Origin of the sequence: Collimonas sp. OK307 (assembly GCF_900113705.1) — a bacterium.
Taxonomy (GTDB): Bacteria; Pseudomonadota; Gammaproteobacteria; order Burkholderiales; family Burkholderiaceae_D; genus Collimonas.
Window position 1 is genome coordinate 43,527 of the sequence record NZ_FOQI01000004.1, and the last position, 23,368, is coordinate 66,894.

The window sequence follows — 23,368 nt, forward strand, 5'->3', positions numbered from 1 at the left end:
CCAAATCTGTCCGCACTTTCTGAGGCTAGCAAAAATGGAACAATTTCACGGCACCACCATTCTTTCAGTGCGACGCGGCAACAGTGTCGCCTTGGGTGGCGATGGTCAGGTAACACTCGGCAATGTCGTCATGAAGGGCACCGCCCGCAAAGTCCGCAAGCTGTACCAGGGCAAGGTACTGGTCGGTTTCGCCGGCGGCACGGCCGATGCGTTCACCTTGCTCGATCTGTTTGAATCAAAACTGGAAAAACACCAGGGCAACTTGATGCGGGCCTCGGTCGACCTGGCCAAGGAATGGCGCACCGACCGCATGTTGCGGCGGCTGGAAGCCATGCTGTTGACGGCCGACCGCGAAACCACACTCGTCATCACCGGTAACGGCGACGTGCTGGAGCCTACCAATGGCATCGGGGCGATCGGTTCGGGCGGGACATTCGCCCAGTCGGCAGCCACGGCGCTGCACGAAAACACCGAGTTGTCGCCGGCGGATATCGTCAAGAAATCGCTGGTGATTGCAGGTGATCTTTGTATCTATACCAACCAGTCGCACATCATCGAAACCCTCGACTAAGATTTCATTGCCGCCCTGCCCGGCAAGCCTGGGCAGGCATTTGCCTGATTCAAAAGTAGGCCCGGCCCTGCATGGCTTGCGAGCTCACCTATCAAACGCGGAAAAAAACATGAACATGACTCCCCAAGAAATTGTTTCAGAACTGGATAAACATGTAGTCGGCCAGGATCGCGCCAAGCGCGCGGTGGCGATTGCGTTGCGTAACCGCTGGCGCCGGCAGCAGGTAGCAGAACCGCTGCGTCACGAAATCACGCCTAAGAATATCCTGATGATCGGACCTACCGGTGTCGGTAAGACCGAAATCGCGCGCCGCCTGGCCAAGCTGGCCGACGCGCCGTTCATCAAGATCGAGGCCACAAAATTCACCGAGGTCGGTTATGTCGGCCGCGATGTCGACACCATCATCCGCGACCTGATCGACATCGGTATCAAGCAAACCCGCGAAGCTGAAATGCGCAAAGTCCGCACCCGCGCGGAAGATGCTGCAGAAGACCGTATCATCGATATCCTGGTGCCGCCGGCGCGCGATTTCGGCTTCCATCCTGAGCAGAGTTCCGGAGACAGTGACAGCTCTGCTGATAAAGGCAGCAATACCCGCCAGACTTTCCGCAAACGGCTGCGCGAAGGCGTGCTCGACGATAAGGAAATCGAGATCGAATTGTCGGAAGCGGCATCGCAAATGGAAATCATGGCGCCGCCCGGCATGGAAGAAATGACCGAGCAGATCAAATCCATGTTTTCCGGTATCGGCAGCAACCGCAAGAAAAATCGCAAGATCAAGATCAAGGATGCAATGAAAGTCTTGATCGAAGAGGAAGCCGCCAAACTGGTCAACGAAGATGAGCTGAAGCAGAAAGCGATCACCAACGTCGAGCAAAACGGCATTGTGTTTCTTGATGAGATCGACAAGATCGCTACCCGTTCGCAAAACGGCGGCGCCGATGTTTCGCGCGCCGGCGTGCAGCGCGATTTGCTGCCGCTGGTCGAGGGCACCACGGTCAACACCAAGTACGGCATGATCAAGACCGATCACATCCTGTTTATCGCATCCGGCGCCTTCCATCTGGCGAAACCGTCGGATCTGATTCCGGAATTGCAAGGCCGGTTCCCGATCCGGGTCGAGCTCGATTCGTTGTCGATCAGCGATTTCGAAAGAATCATGACCGGTACCGACGCCTGCCTGACCAAGCAATATGAAGCGTTGCTGGCTACCGAAGGCATCACGCTGGAATTTGCTAAAGAAGGTGTGCAGCGACTCGCGGAAATCGCGTTCTCGGTCAATGAAAAAACCGAGAACATCGGCGCCCGCCGGCTGTACACGGTGATGGAAAAGCTGCTGGAAGAAATCTCGTTTTCGGCGACTAACGCCACCGATAAAACCATGGTGATCGATGCTGCTTATGTCGATCAGCGCCTGGGGGCCTTGGTAGTGAACGAAGACCTGTCGCGCTACGTGCTGTAAGCAACAAGATTGCCGCTGGGTTCATCCCCGGCGGCAATCCATCAACAGATAGGGGCAGTAAATTTTTATCTACCTTCGGAAACAAGTCCTCCCCTATTTATTTGGGTCTATATCAAAATATACATAATTAAAACCAGATTTTTCCGGCGTGTTATACAGTACCAACAGCTGCCCTATGACGGATCCGGAACTGTCGGGCAGCGCGGTGACAAAACCATCATTACTTACTGACAGCGTGTCTCTACCGACTGCATCATAGAACATCGCAGGATTCGCAGTGACATCGCTTCGAATGCCATTCGACTCAATCATCTCAACCGTAAGCTGCACGCTTTGTCCTCTTGTGAGCGAAGTTAAACTCTGATCAAAGGCGACGCGAAGCTCCTGTTCTGTTGCCGACAATGACAATTCCTCCAACTCTCGCTCACCTAAGACTGCTTGACCATTGATACTAATTCGCAATTCCACATTTGGCGCGTCGCCTCTATATCCTCCGATGGCAGCACCCTGTGCACTGGAAGTTGCAAGGCATAACAGAATAATCCTGTAAATTAGTTTCATGTCAATTCTCCCAGTGTTGAGAAGCAAGACTCTGCATTCCATCCTGCTGGGTACAAATCTGTCTTACCTTATTGCGATTTTTCGCCACAATTAAATTGATCACTGCGGCCTCAAGTGCATTATTCTGTTCCGCAACACATTCCTTGATATAGCCGCCCACTTCGTCCCAGTCGCGTGACGTGCCGCATCCATTAGCATTCAACGCATGTTGAAGATCTTGCGCAATATGGTAATCTGCCATCCATTTCTCGCAAGAACGCTTTCGAATATACGACGGTAGCTTACTGCTTTGCAGGCGGCATTCTCCAATCACTCCATTCCATTTCCCCGATTTATCCAAAAATGGCTGCACAAAAGCCGGCACGACCGTGGTCAGCCAGGCTTTATCTTGCATTTGCGGGCGGTTGCCACAAGAGTATTTGGCGATACAACGCTGATTGGCAACAAAGCCATTGACTGGGTCATTTGGCGGCAGCGGGAGTTTATCCAGCTCTTCCACCATTGCATAACACTGATCCCCTGGCCTGATATAGAACAAACGCATCGAGCCTGACGCTTCGCAAAGCGGTGGTATTCCCAAACCAATCTCGCCATACACTTTGAACGTGGTACGGCCTTCGTCTAGTCCGACCGGATTGTCATAGTCAAAAAATGGCATTGGATTGGGAAGAGCTCCTAGCTCACCAAAGAAAAAACCGTCATTTTTATCAATACCGACAAGATCCCAATTGGTTGACCAAACCGCTGGCGCACCAGCGGCTCGGATGATTACAGTACCTGTGCGCAATACGCTGTCCGCAGGCGGGGAAGTGAAATAAATGCTGCATGATTGGGCGCTGACATAGGAGCCCCACGTTATCAATGCGAATGCCACTAGCCACGATGGAAAAATGTGGTTCATGCTACTCCCCCCTTCTGACTTGGAGCAAACAGTCTAAAGCGGGGCTGGTCTTTATGATATCGGGATTTTCTTAATTTAATAACCCGACTAAAGTCCTCTGCGACTGCAATAAATATGTAAGGCAGCCCTATTACCCACGTATTAACGAGATAATCGGCATGGGGAAATTTTATGTCGCACTTGGGTACAGGTGCCCACCCTACTTGTCCTGCACCGGCACCGCCGGCTGTTCCGGTGGTAGATCTTGATTAGGAGCGGCGGCCGGTGCCCGGCCCGACGCCGGTATCGGCGCGGGACTGACCATTCCCGACTTGGAACGCACATCTTCCGGCAGCATCACGCGCTTCAACACTCCCCCCTCAGACAACAAGACATAAGTGGCATGCACTTCCTTGATGCTGGTGCCCGGCAATAATTCCTTACCTTGTCGCACCGCCTGCGCCGGCTTGCCGTCGGCGCTCAGAATCGCCACACTGTCTTCATCCTTTTTAGCAGCCACCACACCCAACAGCTGGTAATTGCTGGCAACGGTAACCGTGCCGCGGCCGCCGAACAAACCTGCCGCCAGTGAGACGTCGACCTGCGCCTGCTCTGCTTGCGGCGGCGCTGTCACCGCGCGCAGTGGCGGTTTGATCAGCTGCATCACCCAGTATGCCGTGCAGGCACACAGCAGCATGAACAGCAGCAGGCTGAGAAATTCCGGCAGGCGCTTGCTTGGCCGCCCCAGTTTTTTTGTTAATGGTAGATTCACGTTTTTCCCTGATTTTGTCCTAGCGCACCAACTGGTTGATTTCAATAATAGGCATCAGCACTGCCAGCACAATCAACAACACCACCACCCCCATCGCCAGAATCAAGGCCGGTTCCAGCAAGCCCGCAATGGTCATCGCACGCCGTTCCAGATCCTGCTCCTGGGCACTGGCCGCGCGCTCCAGCATGGCGGGCAATTCACCGGTCACTTCACCGGCCCGTATCATGTGAATCAGCATCGGCGGAAAATGCTTGTGGGCCGCCAGTGCGCGCGCCAGGCCGACACCCTCGCGCACACTGGTGGCGGCAGTATCGACCTGCTGCCGCATGGCGACGTTGGACAAGGTATCGCGGCTGGTTTGCAGCGCTTTCAAAATCGGTACGCCAGAGCCGGTGGTAATCGCCAGCGTGCTGGCGAAGCGCGCGGTATTCAAGCTGCGTTCGAATTTGCCATACAGCGGCGCACTCAACAGCCAGGTATGCCAGCGCATCTTGGTGGCGGGATTTTTGAGCGCCGTGCGCCATGCGTAGAACAGTGCAATCACCGCAATCAGGACGATCCAGCCATAGTTGCGGACAAAATCGGAAGTGGCCAGCATCATTACCGTCAGCATCGGCAATTTCTGCTTGGTGTTGGCGAACACGGAAACGATCTGCGGCACCACGTACGTCAGCAGAAAGATGACGATCACAAACGCCACCACAGTCACGATCGCCGGATAGGTGAATGCCAGTTTAACCTTCTGCACCAGCGAGTTGCGCCGTTCGATGTAGTCGGCAAGTCGGGACAACACGCGCGACAACTGGCCGATCTGCTCACCCGACGCAACCAGCGCCCGATAAATTTCGGCAAAATCGCGCGGATGCCCGGCCAGCGCGCTGGATAGCGAGGCGCCGCCCATCACATCGGATCGGATCGATGCGATCAGGTCGCGCTGGTAACTACGCTCGGATTGTTCCAGCAGCGCCGTCAACGCTTGCTCCAGCGGCAGGCTGGCTTCCAGCAAGCTGGCTAGCTGGCGCGTAAACAAGGCGATTTCTACCGTCGACAGATGTTCGCCAAAACCGCGCCGTTTCAAGTTGCCGGCAGCATCCACCTGCTGCGCAATCGCTTCTACCGTCAGCGGCAGCAAACCTTGGGCGCGCAGGTCGGCGCGCGCCATCTTGGCGCTGTCCGCATTCACCACACCTTTGGTGGTGCTGCCGGCGGTATCTACCGCTTCGTAACGAAATGCTGGCACGCTGCTCCTCTACTCTTCGCTTATTCCTCAATTACCCTTTAGTTACTTACTCTTTCGTGACGCGTAACAATTCGGCCTGGGTAGTAATGCCCTCGGCCAGCCAGCGCTCGCCATCCTGGCGCATGGTCTGCATGCCATTGCGCTGCGCCACTTGCTGTATCTCCGCTTCCGAAGCCCGGTTGTGGATCTGCGCGGTAATTTCATCGGTCGTCAGCAACAACTCATAGACGCCGACCCGGCCGTGATAACCGGTATGGCCGCATTGCTCGCAACCGACCGCATGCCACAGCTGGCCATCGTGACGGCGGCAATGGGTGCACAGTTTCCGGACCAGGCGTTGCGCCACCACGCCCAGCAGGGACGACGACAACAGGAACGGTTCGATGCCCATGTCCAGCAAACGGGTCACCGCGGCGGCAGAATCGTTGGTATGCAAGGTCGCCAGCACCAGATGGCCGGTGAGCGACGCCTGCACTGCAATCTGGGCAGTTTCCAGATCGCGGATTTCACCGATCATGATGACATCCGGATCTTGCCGCAAGATCGCCCGCAAGGCTTTGGCAAATGTCATGTCGATACGCGCATTGACCTGGGTCTGGCCGACCCCGGCGAGTTCGTACTCGATCGGATCTTCCACCGTCAGGATATTGGTGCTGCTGGTATTCAAGCGCGAGAGCGCTGCGTACAACGTGGTGGTCTTGCCGGAACCGGTCGGCCCGGTGACCAGCACGATGCCATGCGGCTGTGCAATCAGGCGATCGAACTGCGGCAACACTGCTGGACTCATGCCGAGATGCTGCAGATCGAGCCGGCCGGCTTCCTTGTCCAGCAGGCGCAGCACCGCACGCTCGCCATGGCCGGTAGGTAAAGTCGAGACCCGCACATCGACCGGCTTGCCGCCGACGCGCAAAGTGATGCGGCCATCTTGCGGCAGGCGTTTTTCGGCGATATCCAGTTGCGCCATGATCTTGATACGGGAAATCAGCGAGGCATGGACAGCTTTCTTGGGCCGCACCACATCGCGCAAACTGCCGTCGATGCGGAAGCGCACCACTGAAATCTGCTCGAACGGTTCGATATGGATGTCTGAGGCGCCCTCGCGCAAAGCCTGGGTCAGCAATACGTTGATCATGCGGATCACCGGCGCATCATCGGACGACTCCAGCAAATCCTCGATCGCCGGCATGTCTTGCATCAGCTTGGCGAGGTCGAGGTCGGATTCAAATTCATCCACCACTTGCGCGGCGTCGCCGCCGGCGCCGGCATAGGCTTTGGCAATCGCCTCTTCCAGTTCGTCGCGCGACAGTTTGCGGAATTTGACACGGCCAAAGCGGCGGCTGACTTCGGCAATGGCGCTAGGCTGGGTGGCTTCTGAGATCCACAACTCCACCGCATTGTCAGCGCCATTCGCATCCTCGGTACGCTGTGCCAGCAACGAAAAATCGCGGGCAAAGGCGTATGGCAGCAGACGCGTGTCGGTCATTCTGGGGTCGTTCATGGCGCTCTGTCATTCACAAAGCCTGGCGCCGGTGCTGTCACCGGTTTCGGCATTGGCAACTGGAATTGCTCAGACGCTGGCTGATGCTGTGTGCCTGCGCCATCTGTCCCGTCCTGCTGCTTGCGCAGATCGATGAACGGGCCGCCATCTTCAAGCTTGGATGTCACCGATGAGCCGAAATTTGTCAGAATGCTGCTGCCAGGCTGCACTTTAATCTGTTGCTTGCGCATGTAGTCATAGCGATCTACGGCTAACAGATTGCTGGTCTCTTTGTCGCGCACAATAACCGGGCGCAAAAATATCATCAAATTGGTTTTTTCGCGGGAGCCAGACTGATATTTAAAGAGGTTACCGATAAATGGTAAATCGCCCAGCAGCGGCACTTTTTGCACGCCGTTCTGGTTGTTATCGCCAATCAGGCCACCCAAGGCGATGATCTCGCCGTCGTCAATCACAACATTGGTATCCAGGGAACGTTTGGTAGTGGTCGGTCCGTTGGCAGCATTGGCCGTGTTGGCAATCACCGCCGACACCTCTTGCGAAATTTCAAGACGCACCGTGCCGCCTTCAGAAATATGCGGCTTTATCTTCAATGCGGTACCAACGTCCTTGCGATCGATGGTGGTGAACGGGCTGCTCGTGCCGGCGCCGGTGGTCAGGGTCGAACCGGTTACAAATGGCACGTTTTGACCTACGATGATCTTGGCCTCTTCATTATCCAGCGTCAGCAGATTCGGCATCGACAATACATTGCTGCCGGTAGTGGAATTCAAGGCGCTGGCTAAAGCACCCAAACCGATTTTGCCGGCAATCTGGCGGAATATGCCGAGCTGCAAACCGCTACCGACCGTCGGTACCGTAGCGCTGGTACCGGTATTGACAGCCTGGCCGATTGCCGTGTTGAACAGATTGTTACCAACGATCCCGGTGTTGGTGCCCGTAAATCCGGTACCGCCACCGACCCGGTAATTGCTGTTCTTATCTCCGCTCAACGCCAGCCACTGCACCCCGATCTCACTGGCAGCACTATCCGTGACTTCGACGATCAAGGCTTCCACATACACCTGTGCGCGACGGGTATCGAGCTGGTCGATGACACCGCGGATGTTGCGATAAACCGGTTCGCTGGCGGTAATGATCAGGGTATTGGTGGAGTCGTCTGCCTGGATAAAGCCGGCGGCGCCGCTACCGCTGCCGCCGGACGATTGCGATGACGCATCGGAAGACGACGATGGCGTTGGCGACGACGGCGACGTCGAATTGTTCGAACTCAGTACCCCGCCAGTGGCCGAACCTTGCAGCATGCTGCCGGAACCGCCACTGGAATTCTTGCTGGATTGGCTGCTGGTTGAGGCCGAAGCATCCTGCGAAACAATCGCGCGCAAGGTTTTGGCCAGCTTGCCGGCATCGGCGTTTTTCAGATAAACCACATGCACGTTGCCGGCGTTGGCGGTCGGCTGGTCGAGCTTGGCGATCAGTGACTTGGCCAGGTTTGCACGGCCCACGGACGGCGCCCGGACGATCACCGAATTGGTCCTGGAGTCGGCCATGATCATGGTGCGGGCACTGTCGCCGGCGCCAGGTGCGGCAGAACCGGAATCCAGCAATTTGCTGGCCATCACGGCGATATCGCTGGCCACCGCGTAACGCACCGGGATCACATCCAGATCGCTGACCGCCGGCACATCAAGGGCCGCGATCATTTTCCCCAGGCGCTGCAGGTTTTCGGCGTAATCGGTTACCACCAGCGTGTTATTGCCCGGGTTGGCATTGATGGTGTTGTTCGGTGAAATCAGCGGCCGCAGCACTGGCAGGATATTGGTCGCCGATTCATAGTTCAACGAAAAGATCTGGGTTGCAATCTGATCTCCCCTGACATTCGCCGGCCGGGTCGGCGCCACTTGCAATTTGGCGTCTGCTTCCGGCACTACTTTGACAAAACCGTCGCCGCGCACCACTGCGTAACCTTGCAGCCGCAACGTCGAAGCCAGCAAATCGAAAGCCTGGGATTTAGTCAACGGCTTTTCCGATACCAGGTTGATGGTACCCTTGACGCGCGGATCGACGATGAAAGTGGTATTGGTGTACTGGCCGACGGCCTTGATCACGGATTCGATATCGGCGCCGACGAAATTCATCACGGCCTGGCCGTTCACGCCGCCAGCGGCATTGTTGCCGCTTCCGGGTGTCGGTTGCATCGGCTGCACCGGCTGCGCATGGACCGCGGTAGCGCAGGTCAGCAGGGCGACGGCCGCAGCATTGCGCCAGTTGCTTGTGCTTGAAAGTAGTGTGAAATACATTTTATCTTTCATGATTTGAACTCTAGTCCGATAACGTTTCTGCCATTCACTTGACGCCGTTGTCCGAGTAAACTCAGTAAAGTCGCCAACTTTTCCTCTTGTCCTGCCGCCGCTTCCGCGGTACCCGAAAACTGCAAGTGACCGTCTTGCAATTTGCCGCTACCGTTCAGCAGCATCGCCCCGTCGAGCGTCGCCAGCGTCAGGTTCGCCTGGCGGCCCTGCCAGTCAAACCGCATGCGATAACTGCCGAGCGGCTTGACCGGCGACAAGCGCGATGCCATCGCCAGCATGTCGAGCGTCATGACACCGTTTAAATCGACGCCGCCGCTGCTGGCGCGCGCCAACGTCAATTGCTGCCAGCCCAGCTTCATCCGCCCCGCCGGCTGCAAGGTATTCAAAGGCGCACCCAGTGCCGCCAAACGCTCAGCCGGCAAAGCCAGGCTGGACGGACTGATGGTCCATGTACTCCAGCTGCCGCGAATGCTGACTGCGCTCGACAGCACTTCCGCATTCTCCAATGTCACCTCGACCCGCCCCAGTAAAACCAATGGCGACAAGCGCCAGGCAAACCGCCCCGGCAATAAAGCCGTCACCGCGTCTTTGCCGCTTGGCGCGGCCCCGACAAAAGCCGAACCTCGCCACAACGAGCCTTGCGCATCACCCAGCGTGAGCCTGCCGCCGGTGCGACTTTCCACCAGCGGCGCCAGCCACGCAGCAGGCAGAAAAGCCGATATCGTGATCAGCACACTCAAGAGCGCGGCCGCCGCCCACATCAATACTCTGCTCAAACCGTGCATCAAATTTCCCGCAGTTGCAATTGCTTCGCGGAGCCATTGGCGAGGCCTTTGGCGAGGCCATTACTCATGCTTTTGCTGCCACAAGGTGACCGTGGCATTGACAATACCCGGCTGCGCATTGGTTCCGCCCGGTGCAGTGACATTGGCGTCGGCTACTTGCCAATGTGCGGTTTTTTGCGCTTCGTCGAGCCAGTCCAGCAAGCCGGCAAACGCCACCGCCGATAACTGGACTTTCGCCATGTCGCCACTGAGCACCACGCTTTGTGGATTCAACCCCTTGCTTTTCAATGCCGTCTCAACCGCCTCTTTGGTGAGTGGCGACGCTGGCCGCTCTGCCTGCTGGCCAGACAATGAGATTGCCTTGGCGGTCAGGGCTTGCAATTCGGCGGCTTGCTGGCGTAACGCCGGCAAGTCTTTTTGCAAGCGGGCGCGCCCGCTCAGCGCCGGATCCAGCAAGAGCAGATAAATCACGGCGATCAGAATCAATGCTCCAGCTGCAGCCAGCAAGCGTTGTTCGCGCTGATTCCTTTGCGCCCAATAGAGACTGAGCGGCGTGCTGATTTTTTGCCAGGTTTGCTGTATCGGATTATTTGTCGACGTTACTTGCATTACTTACGACCTCCGATTTGCCACACGCCGGTAGCCGGCTTGCTCAGCGTTAGTTGGCTGCTCTCCAGCGCGCTCTTGACTTGTGCTTCCGCCGCGTCGGCATCAGCGGCGTTTTTCAAACGCACCAACAAATGGTGGTCGCGATATTCGAGGCTGCTGATCGCGGTACTGTCCGCACTCTGCGGCGATCCGGCCCACGCGGCGCCGAAGACAGCGGACAGTGCCAGGAAATCATCCGCCGCGAGCTGGCCGCCATCACGCTGTGCAGCAGCGATCTTTTGTTTGGCCTGCGCGATCGGATCGACGATCACGGTTTCTTTCGGGAAGGCTGCACGATAACTCTGCATCATGCCGGCACGCAGGCTGGCGGCTTCGTGCCGCATGCGCAACCAGTCGTAATTCAGGCTAACGATATTCACCAATAACAAAGCTGCCGCCAACCCCAGCGGCCAGCGCCAGCGGCGCCAGCTGAACTCGGTGCCGGCCGCGCTTGCCGTCAGGCCACTCATCAAATCCATGCCACTACGGGGCAGTTCCTCTGCGCCCGTAATCCAGTGCGACCAGTCGTCGGCCAGCACCGTTGTTTTTCCTTGCCCTTGTTCGAGGTCCTGAAATAGCGCCAGGCTGGATTGCGGCACATACAAGATGATTGACTGCTGCGGCAAGATGGCCGCGATGCCGTCCAGTACCTCCTGCGCCACCGACTGTCCCGAAGCGGGCGATAAAGACCAGCCTATGCCCTGCTCTGCGGAGATACGCACTGCGACATCGATATCACCGCCGTGATCGGTAATGGCGGCGACTGCCGTTTCCGGTTCGCGCAAGGGTAGGCACAGCTGGGCCGGCCACGCCTGCAGATTGCGGGCGCCCAGCGCCAGCAGGGTTTTGACCAACAACTCCAGCCAGTCTCTTTGCACCACGGCGATCAGGCGTAGCTTATTTGCAGTCTCTGCAGCACCACTGCGCTTGCGGCCGACGACGATCACGCAGTCGAAAGGATCGACCAGCAGTTGTTCTTCCACCAGATTCGGCAACGCCATTTTCAGCTTGGCGTCGGATAGCGGCGGAACCTGTAATTGCAACAGGTTGACGTCGGCAGCGGCCAGTATCAACACCACGCGAGCGGCGGCGGCGATGGTTTCGGCCAAACCGGATAGCTGCTCAACTCCCTGGCGTTCAATGCGGCCGCTATCGGCTACCAGCGCGAAGCGGCAATCGGGCATGGCGACCGTCGCCGCGCTGTCGAGCGTGGCCCGGGCGGGTAAGCGGATAAATAAGGTACTCAAAACGCTTCTTCCATTTATTGTTCTCTAATCCACACGATTTCGCTGCTGGCTCGGTTGTTGGCGGGGCGCTGTATCAAGGATACGGTATTAAGTGCAGCGCGCCCCATGCGAATCTTGCCGTACACCAAAAAAAAATTGCTGGAGGGTCCTATTTTTGCCGTTGGCGAAAATATCTTCCCTAACCGGTTTCCCATCAGGGCCTGCACATTGTCCGTATCGCGAAATGGCGCCGTGCGTCGCATCGCTACCACCGTATTGGCCTCGGGTAACGATAAATTGTCGAAATAGGCGGCCAGCACTTCCGCTGGCGCGGTATTCGCATTGATCGGGGTAGCAGCTCCGGCCAACGGCAGGACCACAACATAATCTTGCAATTTACGTACGATATCCGGCGTGAAGCCAGGTACCGACAGCAGATCGTTTACCTGCAGCATGGGCAAAGTGCCACTGCCCGATTTGGCGGCAGTCTGCTGTCCTGCGGGCGCCGTGACGGGTTGGCTGTCGGCGATGGCTTGTGCGGTAGCTGTAGCCAGGCCGGTTGGCAGGTGCAAATAACCTAGCAGGCGTTTGAAGTTTGCCACCTCATCCGGAACCGGGAGGCCATTGAGACTCAGGTTATTCAGGTTATAGCGCGACTGGGCATCGATAATGCTGCCGGAAAGAATGGCATCACCGGCGGCATCGGCAGATTGGCCGTCCTGGGCATATTGATCCAGGCGCGTGTCGGCCAAGGGAGTGGCCCACGGTTGGCCCAGGTGGTCGTAGTTGAACTGCCTGGCGCTGGCGCGCAAAATCATGCTGGCCCAATCCAGCGCGCCGCGCATGATCCAGTCTCTCTGCAATTGCAGGCGCTGGTTCTCAATCGAGCGCACCTGCACTTGCTGTTGCCAAAACAAACTGGCGACAATGGTTATCGCCAATGTCGTCAGCAACAAGGCCGTCACCACCGCTACTCCGCGTTGCGCGCATCGCCTCTGCAACTGTTTGCTCATGACGCCCCCAGCAGGAAAGTCTTGGCCATGGTGTTATCGTGGCCGAGCAGTTGCAAGGCGACTTGCAAACCGGTCCAATGGTTGGCGTTGGTGTTGACACTGCCGGTGCCCTGGTTGCCGGTATTGGCAGCGGCTGCAGGCCGCCAGCCCTGGCCATCGCTGCCCCACAACTGCATCTGCATGCTGGCGATATCAGATTGCAACAGCACCGACTGACTACTCGCGCTGCCATCGGCGGTATCTTCGAGTGCGCTCTGCCACATGGTATCGAGTACATTCAAGTCGCGCGTCGGCGCCGATTCTTGCCGCCTTAGCTGGCCGTTGCGCAAACGGTAATCGACTATCTGGACACGGGTCGGCTGCTGCTCGGCAAACACCAGCCGCACCATCAACAAACGACCCGGTGTAGCCAGCAGGGTGGGACGCCCCGACATCAGGCTGACGGGCGCGATTTGCGCACAATCGCTTTGCAGTTGCGCAAACGTCAATTGCATGCCGCGCGTCTGTTCCATTTCATTAGTCAACGCGATGCGCGACCGTACAATGCCGTCAAGCCCGCGCCAGCCAAGTATCGCCACCATCGCCAGGATGGTGATGGCAATAATCATTTCGACCAGGGTAAATCCGGACGCGCCTTTCTTCAACATGCTGTTAACGCGCATTCGGCACCACCTGCGACAGGTTGACTATGCGTCGCTCCGAATTGGCGTTGTCGAATACCGATATCTCGACCCGCCGAAAGTAGGGGTTAGGCGTACCGGATACATGCTCTTGGCAATGCAATGGCAAGTCGCCTTGCGGGCAATCGAAGGAACGATTGCCGATCCCGGGCCATTCATGCCCTAGACGGATTTGCGTCAACCTGTTTTCCGCCGACCAGGTCGCCATCATGGCGGCGCGCAAGCCGCTGCTGTTTTGCGTCAGGCTGCCGACCGCCCGCAAGCTGGCGCCCAGCGCAGTGCCGACAATGACCAGCGCCACCAGCACTTCCAGCAAGGTGAAACCTGCACTTGCACTATGGCGACGAGGAAGCACACGCAGGATAGGCATTTATTCGACTGAGAAATGACCGATGCCGTCGGCGCGAATGACGACGCTGTTGTCGCCGTTGGCCAAGGTAAGCGCAAATGGTTTGTCGACCGGCTCGCGCCCAAATGTAATGCGCAGCGTATTCGGTGCTGCAGTCTCGGTCGGTGCCGGATTCATGGAAAGCTGCATTGGCGACCGGTTGAAATCACGTTGCCGCAGCATGGCGTCCTGCGCCAAAGGCTGCCAGCCGTTTTCTTCACGCACCAGGAAACGGTAGCTATTGGCGTCGGCCTCGAAAGCAGTGGGACGATTGCGCAAGATGGCTTCCTCACGCGTTAATTGCAGCAGCAACGCAATCCGTTGCGCATCGTTCTGTATTACCTGGCGATCACTATGAAAAGCGTTGAGCGAGACGGCACCCAGGGTGATGCCGGCAATGACGATCACTACCAGCAACTCCAGCAGGGTAAAACCATTGCGCGTAACGTTAGCGGCTGTGAACTGGCGCAAATGCAAATTGCGATGCGCCATTGCAGACATTACAGGTCCCACGAGCCGATGTCGGCGTCGTTGCCTTCACCGCCCGGCTGACCATCTGCACCGTACGAGAATACGTCCACTTCGCCCTTGATGCCAGGCGACAGGAATTGATAAGGATTGCCCCAAGGATCTTTAGGCAGCTTGTCGATATAACCGCCGCTTTTCCAGCCGTTGGCGGCCGGACCGCTGGTTGGTTTAGTGACCAGCGCCTGCAGACCTTGTTCGGTGGTCGGGTAACGCTGGTTGTCCAGCTTGTAGAGCTTGAGCGATTGCATCAACGTGCCGATATCCTGGCGTGCGGCTTGAATCCGTGCGTCGTCGGTACGCCCCATCAGCTTGGGCACTACCAAAGCGGCCAGAATCCCCATGATCACCACCACCACCATGATTTCAATCAGCGTGAATCCGCGTTGCACGGCAAGCGTAGAGCGGCGTCGAACGGCAGGGAACATAGTGCTATGCATTTCTTTCCTTATCAAAAAAACCATGAACATGTTTGGAAAAGGCGATTATATGCCGCATTCCTTGCTTACAAGCATGAGAAATACACAAAGTCACACTTAATTTTGTTTGGCGTATCTATCCAGGTTTTGTCACTGGTTTGACACAAAGAAATGATACTACTTCAAACACGCGCAACGACGTTGCATCGTCGCGCTTAATTCGTAAAGCAGGTAGTAAAGCAGCTAGTAGAACAGTTGGTAAACAACAGATAAACAGCAGATAAACAGCGGTGACCCATCGGATGATTCAGGCCGCTTCTTCACGCGGATTGCGCGATAACAGCAGTTCCATCACCGTCCGCAACGAATCGCCATCGAACAAGACCCCGGCCACCGCGTTTGTGATCGGCATCTCGACCCCGCACTCCTGCGCCAAGGCACGCACAGCAGCGGCACAACGCACACCTTCGGCGACATGGCCAAGTTCGGTCACGATGGATGCCAGCGGTTTGCCTTGCGCCAGGCCTAGCCCTACCCTGCGGTTGCGCGACAGATCGCCGGTACAGGTCAGGATCAAATCGCCAACGCCGGATAAACCCATGAAGGTTTCGCTGCGGCCGCCGAGAGCGACGCCAAGCCGTGTAATTTCTGCCAGGCCGCGGGTAATCAAAGCTGCCCGCGCATTCAAGCCAAGGCCAAGGCCGTCGGCGACGCCGGTGGCAATCGCCAGGATATTCTTGACCGCACCGCCGACTTCTACGCCGACCAGGTCGTCAGTGGAATAAACTCTGATATTGCCGCCGTGAACCGCCGCCACCACCTGCTCGCACAATCCCGCATGGACACTCGCCACCGACAAGGCGCAAGGCAAGCCGCGCGCGACTTCCTGTGCAAAAGACGGACCGGACAGCGCCGCTGCCGGAATCCCATCGCCCAGCACCTGGCGCACAATCTGATGCGGCAGCAAACGGGTGTTTTCTTCAAAGCCCTTGCACAGCCAGACGATATTCGGGATCGGAAAAGCCTGCAGCTGTTGTGCCAGTTCGCGCAAACCCGCAACTGACGAAGCGACGATCAGCAATGCTTCGCTCTGGCTCGCCTTGGCATCGGTAGTCACATGCGCGATTGCCTGCGCAAAATCGGCGCTGACGGTCAGCGTGTCGGGCAAGGAAAAACCGGGGAGATACGCGGTATTTTCGCGCTGCGCGGCCGCCGCAGCCATGGTGTCCGGATTACGTCCCCATAGCAGCACATTGTGGCGCTGGGCCAATGCAATCGCTAGCGCGGTACCCCAGGCGCCGGCGCCGAGTACGGTAATGCTCATGGATGAATGCATGGATGGGGTGGTGGATTCAGGAGGCACGGGCGGCTATCAAACGTGTGGAAAACGAGTAAAACAAAAATCGGCGAGGCGCAAAACCTGGTCGCCCCCTTAGTCGCCCCATACTTCGGTCGCCTTCACATAGCCACTCTGGCCATCGCGATGACGTACCTTGGCCCAGCCGGATGCCACCGGATCAACCAATTCCAGCAGCACACCCTTGTCGGCAGTAAATGCGACGGCTGCTGCATCGTCCGGATTGGCCCGGATCTTGGCGTTGGCGACGCTGACTTGCAGATTACGCTTGGTGACCAGCCCTTTGGACTGCAACCACGACAAATCACCGCTGGCGTCACGCACCTTGGTCCATTCGCCGTAAGTCAACACTACTTCGACCGGCATGCCACGCGGGGCAACTGCTACCCGCCGGCCTTTTTCAGATGGCGCATCGTATAGCACCACCGGCGCCGCACCGACCGACTTGAAGTCAAGTGCATGGGCAGAACCGGCGACACCGAGCAAGCTTGCCAGCAACAAAGCGGTAGAGCCCGCTACGCGTGCAAAATTCATCTATTGCTCTCCAGTTGCGGTAAAACGTCCAGGGTGGACAGCGCCGCTCATGCCCGCCGCCATTTATTTGACGCCAGGCAAGGCAAAACACCGTCGATCCACCCTGCTTGCTGTGCGAAATTAATTAATCGCTGTAGTACCGTCAACCGCGATGCTGTCGCCACTGCCCTTTTGCGCTTGCTCGGCCAGTGCTTGCAGACGTTGTTGGTAGAACACTTCGAAGTTGATTTCGGCCAGGTGAATCGGCGGGAAACCAGCACGGGTGATAGCATCTGCCAGATTGGCGCGCAGATACGGATAAACGATGTTCGGGCAGCCGATGCCGAGCAATGGATCCAGTTGTTCGGTCGGGATGTTGCGCAACTCGAAAATACCGGCTTGCTTGCCTTCAACCAGGAACGCGACCTTGTCTTTTACCTTGGCGGTGACGGTAACCGTAACGGTCGACTCGAAAATGCCTTCGGCCAGCGCTTCAGCGCCGACATCTACCGCTACTTCGATTTGCGGAGCCTCTTGCTCGAGGAAAATGGCCGGCGAATTCGGTTGCTCAAGCGACAAATCTTTCAGGTAAACGCGTTGAATCTGGAACACCGGTTGTGGTTGTTCAACTTGTTGATTCTCTTCAGCCATGACACTCTTTCAGTTAATTTAAATTAGCCAAATAACAAACACTGCCATCTGGCCGGTTCTTAAAGTCGCTAGGACAGTCTGCAACAATACCTGAATCGCGGGCAAATTGACGAAAATCCGTTGCCGAGAATTAGTTGCTGAAATCCGGCGGCCGAAAATCAGGCACTTTGCAACAGGGGCTCAAGCTTGCCATCACGATCGAGCGCATGCAAGTCGTCAAAGCCGCCGACATGGGTTTCGCCGATATAAATTTGCGGCACCGTACGGCGTCCGGTCTTTTGCATCATCGTGTCGCGCTGCGCCGGATCGAGATCAATCCGGATTTTTTCGATATTTTCCACGCCTTTTGCCTTCAGCAATTGCTCGGCGCGAATGCAATACGGGCACACTGCGGTGCTATACATTACTACTTGTGCAGTCATGATTGTTCCTTGTACTTTCCTTCTGCTGGCCGGATCCTGCGATAGGTCCCGGCTGCATTATTTGACGGTAGGCAAACCCTGGGTCTGCCAGGCAGCGATACCGCCCTCCAGGTTATAGGCCTGGGTGAAACCGGCCTGCGCCAGTTGCGCAACGGCTTTGGCCGACTGATTGCCGGTCTGGCACACTACCAACACGTTCTTTGCTTTAAACTTGTCCAGTTCAGCCATGCGCTGCGGCAAGTCTTTCAAGGGAATATTTTTGGCATCGATCAGGTGAGCTGCGGCAAAAGCAACGCTGTCACGGACATCCAGCACCAGCGTTTTACCCTGGTTGATCAGCTGGGTAGCCTGCAAGGTCGAGACCCGGTTACCGCGTTTTTGCAACAAAGGCAGCAACAGCGCGCCACCCGACAAAATTGCTACAGCAAGCAGAAAAATGTTATCAATCAAGAATTTCACAGTGATCCAATGGTATTAGTTAATCCCGCCATTATAAAATAGAAGCTGACGCGCCATTCAATTCGTATCGGGTCCCTTGCAAAAACCTTTACCACCTTTGCACCCCGCACTTGCTTTACAGTTGCGTAAATGGGGAGCCTTCAGCCGAATTCCAATGGCAGGCAACAGATTTCCCACTCTTAGCAAATTGCAAATTTACCATGTACAAAATCGTACTAATGCGCCACGGCGAATCCACCTGGAACCTGGCAAACCGCTTCACCGGCTGGGTTGACGTCGACCTGACCGAAAAAGGCGTGGCCGAAGCCCGCCAGGCTGGCCAGCTCCTGCAACAAGCCGGCTTCACTTTCGACCTGGCTTACACTTCCGTATTGAAGCGCGCCATCCGTACCCTGTGGGGCACGCTCGACGAAATGGACCTGATGTGGCTGCCGGTCCGGCACCACTGGCGTCTCAACGAACGTCACTATGGCGCACTGCAAGGCTTGAACAAGGCGGAAACGGCTGCCAAATACGGCGACGAACAGGTCATGGTGTGGCGCCGCAGCTACGACACACCGCCGATGCCGCTGGACGCGGACGATCCGCGCACGTCCTATAACGACCCACGCTATGCAGGCTTGAAGCGCGAAGAAATCCCGCTGACCGAATGCCTGAAAGATACGGTAGCGCGTGTGTTGCCATTTTGGAATGATGAAATCGCCCCGGCCATCCGTAGCGGCAAGCGCATCATCATCTCGGCCCACGGCAATAGCTTGCGCGCCCTGATCAAAATGCTGGACGGCATCAGCGATCAGGATATCGTCGGTCTCAACATCCCCAACGGCCAGCCACTGGTCTACGAACTGGACGCCGACCTGAAGCCGATCAAGAGCTATTATCTCGGCGACCAGGCAGCGATTGCAGCGGCAATGAACGCCGTCGCCAGCCAGGGGAAAGCGAAATAAATATCTCGCTGGGTAGGCTCCTGAAGCTCCTGACCTGCAGTAAATCCAGTCACGCCATTGGCCAAGCGCCATCAGCGTGGCTGTTGGCGCTGGCGCTTTTGCTGGCAGCGGCACTGCCGGCGGGCGCCAATGCAGCCCCCAAAATCACTGAGCGCAGCAAGCAAAAGCAAGCGGCAGAAGCGCAGCGTGCCGACTTGCGCCAAAAACTGGACAACCTCAAGCGCGACATCAGCCAGACGGAAACCGAGAAAGACAATGCCAGCGACGCCCTGGCAGACTCCGAAGCAGCGGTTTCCAAGGCCACCCGCTCTTTGCGTGATCTCGGCGCAGAACAGCAGCAAACCGAAGCCAGGCTGGCCAAACTGGCGAAGCAGCACGATGACTTGAGCAAAACCGTGGCTTTGCAGCAAACACAGCTAGCCAACTTGCTGCGTCAGCAATATGTTGCCGGCAATGAAGACCGAATCAAGCTGCTACTGTCGGGTGATAACCCGAATCGCATTAATCGCGATCTGCAATACATGGGTTACGTATCGCAGGCGCAAGTCAAGCTGCTGGAGGCGCTACGCGCCAATCTGGCTGCAGTGGAAGCAAATCAGACCGAAGCCCAGGATGCCAAGGATGACCTGGACGAAATTGCCCAGGAGCAGCGCGATCAAAAGAATCTGCTGGAAAAAGAAAAGGCCAAGCGCGCTACCCTGCTGACCCAGCTTTCCAGCAAACTGGTTAGCCAGCGCAAGGAAGCCGGCAATATCCAACGCGACGATCAACGCTTGTCAGGTCTGGTCGACAAGCTGGCGCAACTGATCGAAAACCAAAAGAAAGCCGATGCTGCAGCGGCGGCGGCCCGTGAGAAACTACGTCAGCAACAGCTGGCGCAAGCCGCTGCCAAGGCCCAGGCAGCGCTTGAACGCCAGCGCCAGCTCGAGCAACAGCGCCAGCTTGCCAACCAGGCCAGGAAACCGCCTGCCACCGATAACCAGGCCAAGCCTGGCCAGGCGGGACCGAAGGTACCGAACCCGGATGCGATCGACGACGATCAGCCACCGCCGGTAGCAGCAACGCCGCCCCCTGCGCCAGCGCCACTGGCCCGTAACGAGCTGACCCCGGAAGCCGATAGCGCCTACGGCAAGCCGTTCGATTCCCTGCGCGGCCAGCTCAGGCTGCCGGTGCGCGGCGACGTCATGGCACGCTTTGGCAGCAAACGCGGCGACGGCCCGAGTTGGAAAGGCTTGTTTATCCGTACTCCGGAAGGTAGCGAAGTGAAGGCAGTTGCCGCTGGCCGGGTTGTCTTCGCCGACTGGCTGCGCGGCTTCGGTAACCTGATCATTGTCGATCACGGCAACCAGTACATGACCATTTACGGTAATAATCAGGCATTATTGAAACGTCCCGGAGATGCGGTCAAAACCGGCGACGTGATTGCCAGTGCCGGCAACAGCGGCGGCAATGAACAATCAGGTTTATACTTTGAAATTCGGCATCAAGGCCGTGCGTTTGACCCACTCGGATGGGTAACTACTAGGTGAAACATGGGCAGTAAACTCAAGAATATCGGTCTAATCAGCTTAGGCGTCATAGCGGGAATAGGCGCCTCCATCCAGTTCGATGCGATTGCGCAGAAAAGCGCTGCAGCGCCATTACCGCTGGAGGAATTACGGCAACTGGCCGACGTTTTCGGCCTGATCAAGTCCGATTATGTCGAACCGGCCGACGATAAAAAGCTGCTGACCGAAGCCATTTCCGGCATGGTGGCCTCGCTCGACCCGCACTCCGCCTATCTGGACAAGAAGGCCTATAAAGAGTTGCGCGAGAGCACCCAAGGCAAGTTTGTCGGCCTCGGCATCGAAGTCGGCATGGAAGACGGTTACATCAAGGTGGTATCGCCGATCGAGGATTCTCCGGCCTACCGCGCCGGCATCAAGTCGGGCGATCTGATCACCCGCCTCGACTCCACTCCGGTCAAGGGCCTGACGCTGGATCAGGCAGTCAAGCGCATGCGTGGCGAGCCCAACACCAAGATCATCCTGACCATCTCGCGCAAGGATGAAGACAAGCCATTGATCTTCAACATCACGCGCCAGGAAATCCGCGTCCAGAGCGTGAAAGCGAAAGTAGTCGAGCCGGGTTATGCCTGGCTGCGCGTGACCCAGTTCCAGGAACCGACAGTCGACGACATGGCGAAGAAAATTGCCACCATCTATGCGCAAGAACCGAACCTGAAAGGCCTGGTGCTGGACCTTCGTAACGATCCGGGCGGCGTATTGCCGGGCGCGATCGGCGTTTCCGCCGCATTCCTGCCCAAGGATTCGGTAGTGGTCACCACCAACGGCCAGTTGCCAAGCTCGAAGGCTTCGTTCTACGCCAAGCGCGAGTATTACGCCAACCCAGGTAATGATCCGCTGGCGCGCCTGCCTGAAGCACTGAAGAAAGTACCGATGGTGGTACTGGTCAATACCGGTTCCGCCTCGGCATCCGAAATCGTGGCCGGTGCCCTGCAGGACTATAAGCGCGCCACCATCATGGGCACGCAAACCTTCGGCAAGGGTTCGGTACAATCGGTAATCGCGTTGCCGCCGGACCGCAATACCGCGGTCAAGCTGACCACCGCCCGTTACTACACCCCGAACGGCCGCTCGATTCAAGCCAGAGGCATCGTGCCGGACGTGATGGTGGATGAATATGCCGATGGTGACGGCTTGAATGGCCTGCGCCTGCGTGAAGCCGATCTCACCAAGCATCTGAGCAACGATACTGACAAGCGCCCTGAAGTTACTACGCCTAAGGTCGACGAACTGGAAGAAGCGCAGCGCATTGCGGCAGCTGAAAAGAAACGCAAACCATTGGAATTCGGTAGCAAGGACGACTTCCAACTGGCACAGGCGTTGAACCAGTTGAAGGGCCTGCCGGTGCAAGTGTCCAAGGTGAAACCGGAGATCCGTTCGGAAACCGACAAGGACGACAAGGCAACCAAAGATGACAAGCCAGTGCCAGCCGAGGATGGCGTCATCAAGAAGGACCTGATGAAGAACGAGAAAAAATAATCGTTTTTCACGCTACACTAAGGCCGCAGCGATGCGGCCTTTTTTTGGTCCCGAGCGCTTGCTTGACCTCCCGGTGAAGTTTTCGGAAAACAGTTTTATCTATTTGTCAGCGCCCTATGAACGACCAGCAATTACTCCGCTATTCGCGCCACATCCTGCTTGATGAGATCGACATAGACGGCCAGGAAAAAATTCTGGCGGCGCATGCGCTGATCATCGGCGCCGGCGGCCTTGGCTCGCCGGTAGCGATGTATCTGGCTTCGGCCGGGGTCGGCCACATCACGCTGGTGGATAACGACAGCGTCGACCTCACCAATCTGCAGCGGCAAATCCTGCATACCAGCGAGCGCGTCGGCCAGGCCAAGGTCAGTTCCGGCAAGACCGCCATGACGCAAATCAATCCTGATATCCAGGTCATCGCGTTAGCCGAGCGCGCTGACGAAGCACGTCTTGCTCAGTTGATCGGTGATGCCGATGTAGTCATCGACTGTAGCGACAACTTCGCAACGCGGCAGGCAATCAACCGCGCCTGTGTAGCTCATCAAGTGCCATTGGTCTCCGGTGCTGCAATCCGGTTCGACGGCCAGATCAGCGTATTCGATTCCCGCGACGCCAGCTCGCCCTGCTACGCCTGCCTATTCCCGCCAGACCGGGAGTTCGAAGAAATAGCCTGCTCCACCATGGGCGTGTTCGCGCCGCTGGTGGGTATCATTGGCAGCATGCAGGCCGCGGAAGCACTCAAGCTGATTGCCGGCATCGGCACTTCATTGTCCGGATTCCTGCTGATGCTGGATGCGCGCAGCATGGAGTGGACACGCATCGGTGTCGCCCGCGATGCAAGCTGCCTGGTTTGCGGCAAACACCATCACCCCTGAATCAAAAATCCACTTCCGGCACGCGGCATTGTTGATGCCGTAACGGGTGAATTATAGTGCGCGTGCACTTTAGTGTATTTCTTCTGATTAACAGATTTTTCTTTCCCCAATGGCCACCCG

25 protein-coding genes are annotated in these 23,368 nt (G+C 57.1%); 6 read left to right on the forward strand and 19 right to left on the reverse strand.

All coding sequences use genetic code 11. The features are described from left to right. Positions 1–34: 34 nt before the first annotated feature. Both hslV and hslU read left to right on the forward strand, forming a co-directional pair. Positions 35–571, forward strand: coding sequence for an ATP-dependent protease subunit HslV (hslV, locus tag BM205_RS07215; protein ID WP_092413848.1), 537 nt, complete (start codon positions 35–37; stop codon positions 569–571). A gap of 109 nt (positions 572–680) precedes the next feature. Next, positions 681–2,033, forward strand: coding sequence for an ATP-dependent protease ATPase subunit HslU (gene hslU / locus BM205_RS07220; protein ID WP_092413849.1), 1,353 nt, complete (start codon positions 681–683; stop codon positions 2,031–2,033). A gap of 93 nt (positions 2,034–2,126) precedes the next feature. Here the strand turns inward: hslU and BM205_RS07225 are convergent, their stop codons facing one another. The 19 genes from BM205_RS07225 to BM205_RS07315 form a co-directional block, all read right to left on the reverse strand. Beyond that, complete coding sequence (locus BM205_RS07225; protein ID WP_092413850.1) at positions 2,127–2,594, reverse strand: Ig-like domain-containing protein; 468 nt, start codon at positions 2,592–2,594, stop codon at positions 2,127–2,129. 1 nt (position 2,595) lies between these two features. Next, positions 2,596–3,495, reverse strand: a complete 900-nt coding sequence (locus BM205_RS07230) for a hypothetical protein (protein ID WP_139227222.1) — start codon at positions 3,493–3,495, stop codon at positions 2,596–2,598. Positions 3,496–3,694: 199 nt separating this feature from the next. Then, positions 3,695–4,246 (reverse strand): type II secretion system protein N, encoded by a 552-nt coding sequence (locus BM205_RS07235; protein WP_092413852.1) that lies wholly within the window; start codon positions 4,244–4,246, stop codon positions 3,695–3,697. A gap of 19 nt (positions 4,247–4,265) precedes the next feature. Beyond that, entirely contained in the window at positions 4,266–5,486 is a 1,221-nt protein-coding gene (gene gspF / locus BM205_RS07240) for a type II secretion system inner membrane protein GspF (protein ID WP_092413853.1), read from the reverse strand. 46 nt (positions 5,487–5,532) lie between these two features. Continuing rightward, positions 5,533–6,984 (reverse strand): type II secretion system ATPase GspE, encoded by a 1,452-nt coding sequence (gene gspE / locus BM205_RS07245; protein WP_175511197.1) that lies wholly within the window; start codon positions 6,982–6,984, stop codon positions 5,533–5,535. Further along, on the reverse strand, positions 6,981–9,296 hold the full coding sequence (gspD, locus tag BM205_RS07250; RefSeq protein ID WP_092413855.1) for a type II secretion system secretin GspD: 2,316 nt from the start codon (positions 9,294–9,296) through the stop codon (positions 6,981–6,983). The genes gspE and gspD overlap by 4 nt, the downstream gene beginning before the upstream one ends. Beyond that, positions 9,293–10,072, reverse strand: coding sequence for a type II secretion system protein N (locus BM205_RS07255; RefSeq protein ID WP_371326468.1), 780 nt, complete (start codon positions 10,070–10,072; stop codon positions 9,293–9,295). Before BM205_RS07255 ends, gspD begins: the two co-directional genes overlap by 4 nt. A gap of 69 nt (positions 10,073–10,141) precedes the next feature. Then, positions 10,142–10,690, reverse strand: a complete 549-nt coding sequence (gene gspM, locus BM205_RS07260) for a type II secretion system protein GspM (protein WP_092413857.1) — start codon at positions 10,688–10,690, stop codon at positions 10,142–10,144. Next, on the reverse strand, positions 10,690–11,976 hold the full coding sequence (gspL, locus tag BM205_RS07265; RefSeq protein ID WP_254783786.1) for a type II secretion system protein GspL: 1,287 nt from the start codon (positions 11,974–11,976) through the stop codon (positions 10,690–10,692). The genes gspM and gspL overlap by 1 nt, the downstream gene beginning before the upstream one ends. Positions 11,977–11,990: 14 nt before the next feature. After that, the gene (gene gspK / locus BM205_RS07270) at positions 11,991–12,968 is read right to left on the reverse strand and encodes a type II secretion system minor pseudopilin GspK (protein ID WP_092413859.1); all 978 of its coding nucleotides are present in this window, start codon (positions 12,966–12,968) and stop codon (positions 11,991–11,993) included. After that, positions 12,965–13,630, reverse strand: coding sequence for a PulJ/GspJ family protein (locus tag BM205_RS07275; RefSeq protein WP_092413860.1), 666 nt, complete (start codon positions 13,628–13,630; stop codon positions 12,965–12,967). Before BM205_RS07275 ends, gspK begins: the two co-directional genes overlap by 4 nt. Beyond that, positions 13,620–14,018 (reverse strand): type II secretion system minor pseudopilin GspI, encoded by a 399-nt coding sequence (gspI, locus tag BM205_RS07280; protein WP_092413861.1) that lies wholly within the window; start codon positions 14,016–14,018, stop codon positions 13,620–13,622. Before gspI ends, BM205_RS07275 begins: the two co-directional genes overlap by 11 nt. Then, positions 14,019–14,528: a GspH/FimT family pseudopilin gene (locus BM205_RS07285; RefSeq protein ID WP_092414049.1), complete on the reverse strand. Its 510-nt coding sequence runs from the start codon at positions 14,526–14,528 to the stop codon at positions 14,019–14,021. 8 nt (positions 14,529–14,536) lie between these two features. Beyond that, positions 14,537–15,001, reverse strand: a complete 465-nt coding sequence (gspG, locus tag BM205_RS07290; RefSeq protein WP_175511199.1) for a type II secretion system major pseudopilin GspG — start codon at positions 14,999–15,001, stop codon at positions 14,537–14,539. A gap of 286 nt (positions 15,002–15,287) precedes the next feature. Then, positions 15,288–16,304 carry an NAD(P)H-dependent glycerol-3-phosphate dehydrogenase gene (locus BM205_RS07295; protein ID WP_092413863.1) on the reverse strand — a complete coding sequence of 339 codons (1,017 nt, stop codon included), beginning with the start codon at positions 16,302–16,304 and terminating at the stop codon, positions 15,288–15,290. Between the two features lie 108 nt (positions 16,305–16,412). Beyond that, positions 16,413–16,871, reverse strand: coding sequence for an SH3 domain-containing protein (locus BM205_RS07300; protein ID WP_092413864.1), 459 nt, complete (start codon positions 16,869–16,871; stop codon positions 16,413–16,415). A gap of 120 nt (positions 16,872–16,991) precedes the next feature. Beyond that, positions 16,992–17,501 (reverse strand): protein-export chaperone SecB, encoded by a 510-nt coding sequence (secB, locus tag BM205_RS07305; RefSeq protein ID WP_092413865.1) that lies wholly within the window; start codon positions 17,499–17,501, stop codon positions 16,992–16,994. 158 nt (positions 17,502–17,659) lie between these two features. Further along, positions 17,660–17,923 carry a glutaredoxin 3 gene (gene grxC / locus BM205_RS07310; protein WP_092413866.1) on the reverse strand — a complete coding sequence of 88 codons (264 nt, stop codon included), beginning with the start codon at positions 17,921–17,923 and terminating at the stop codon, positions 17,660–17,662. Between the two features lie 57 nt (positions 17,924–17,980). Next, positions 17,981–18,382, reverse strand: coding sequence for a rhodanese-like domain-containing protein (locus BM205_RS07315; protein ID WP_092413867.1), 402 nt, complete (start codon positions 18,380–18,382; stop codon positions 17,981–17,983). A 200-nt stretch (positions 18,383–18,582) separates the two neighbouring features. Between BM205_RS07315 and gpmA the strand changes: the two genes are divergently transcribed. From gpmA to BM205_RS07335, 4 genes are all read left to right on the forward strand, one after another. Beyond that, positions 18,583–19,329: a 2,3-diphosphoglycerate-dependent phosphoglycerate mutase gene (gene gpmA / locus BM205_RS07320; RefSeq protein WP_092413868.1), complete on the forward strand. Its 747-nt coding sequence runs from the start codon at positions 18,583–18,585 to the stop codon at positions 19,327–19,329. 80 nt (positions 19,330–19,409) lie between these two features. After that, positions 19,410–20,858 (forward strand): murein hydrolase activator EnvC family protein, encoded by a 1,449-nt coding sequence (locus tag BM205_RS07325; RefSeq protein WP_092413869.1) that lies wholly within the window; start codon positions 19,410–19,412, stop codon positions 20,856–20,858. 3 nt (positions 20,859–20,861) lie between these two features. Beyond that, positions 20,862–22,373: a S41 family peptidase gene (locus BM205_RS07330; RefSeq protein WP_092413870.1), complete on the forward strand. Its 1,512-nt coding sequence runs from the start codon at positions 20,862–20,864 to the stop codon at positions 22,371–22,373. 116 nt (positions 22,374–22,489) lie between these two features. Continuing rightward, positions 22,490–23,248 (forward strand): HesA/MoeB/ThiF family protein, encoded by a 759-nt coding sequence (locus tag BM205_RS07335; RefSeq protein ID WP_092413871.1) that lies wholly within the window; start codon positions 22,490–22,492, stop codon positions 23,246–23,248. The last annotated feature ends 120 nt before the right edge of the window (positions 23,249–23,368 follow it).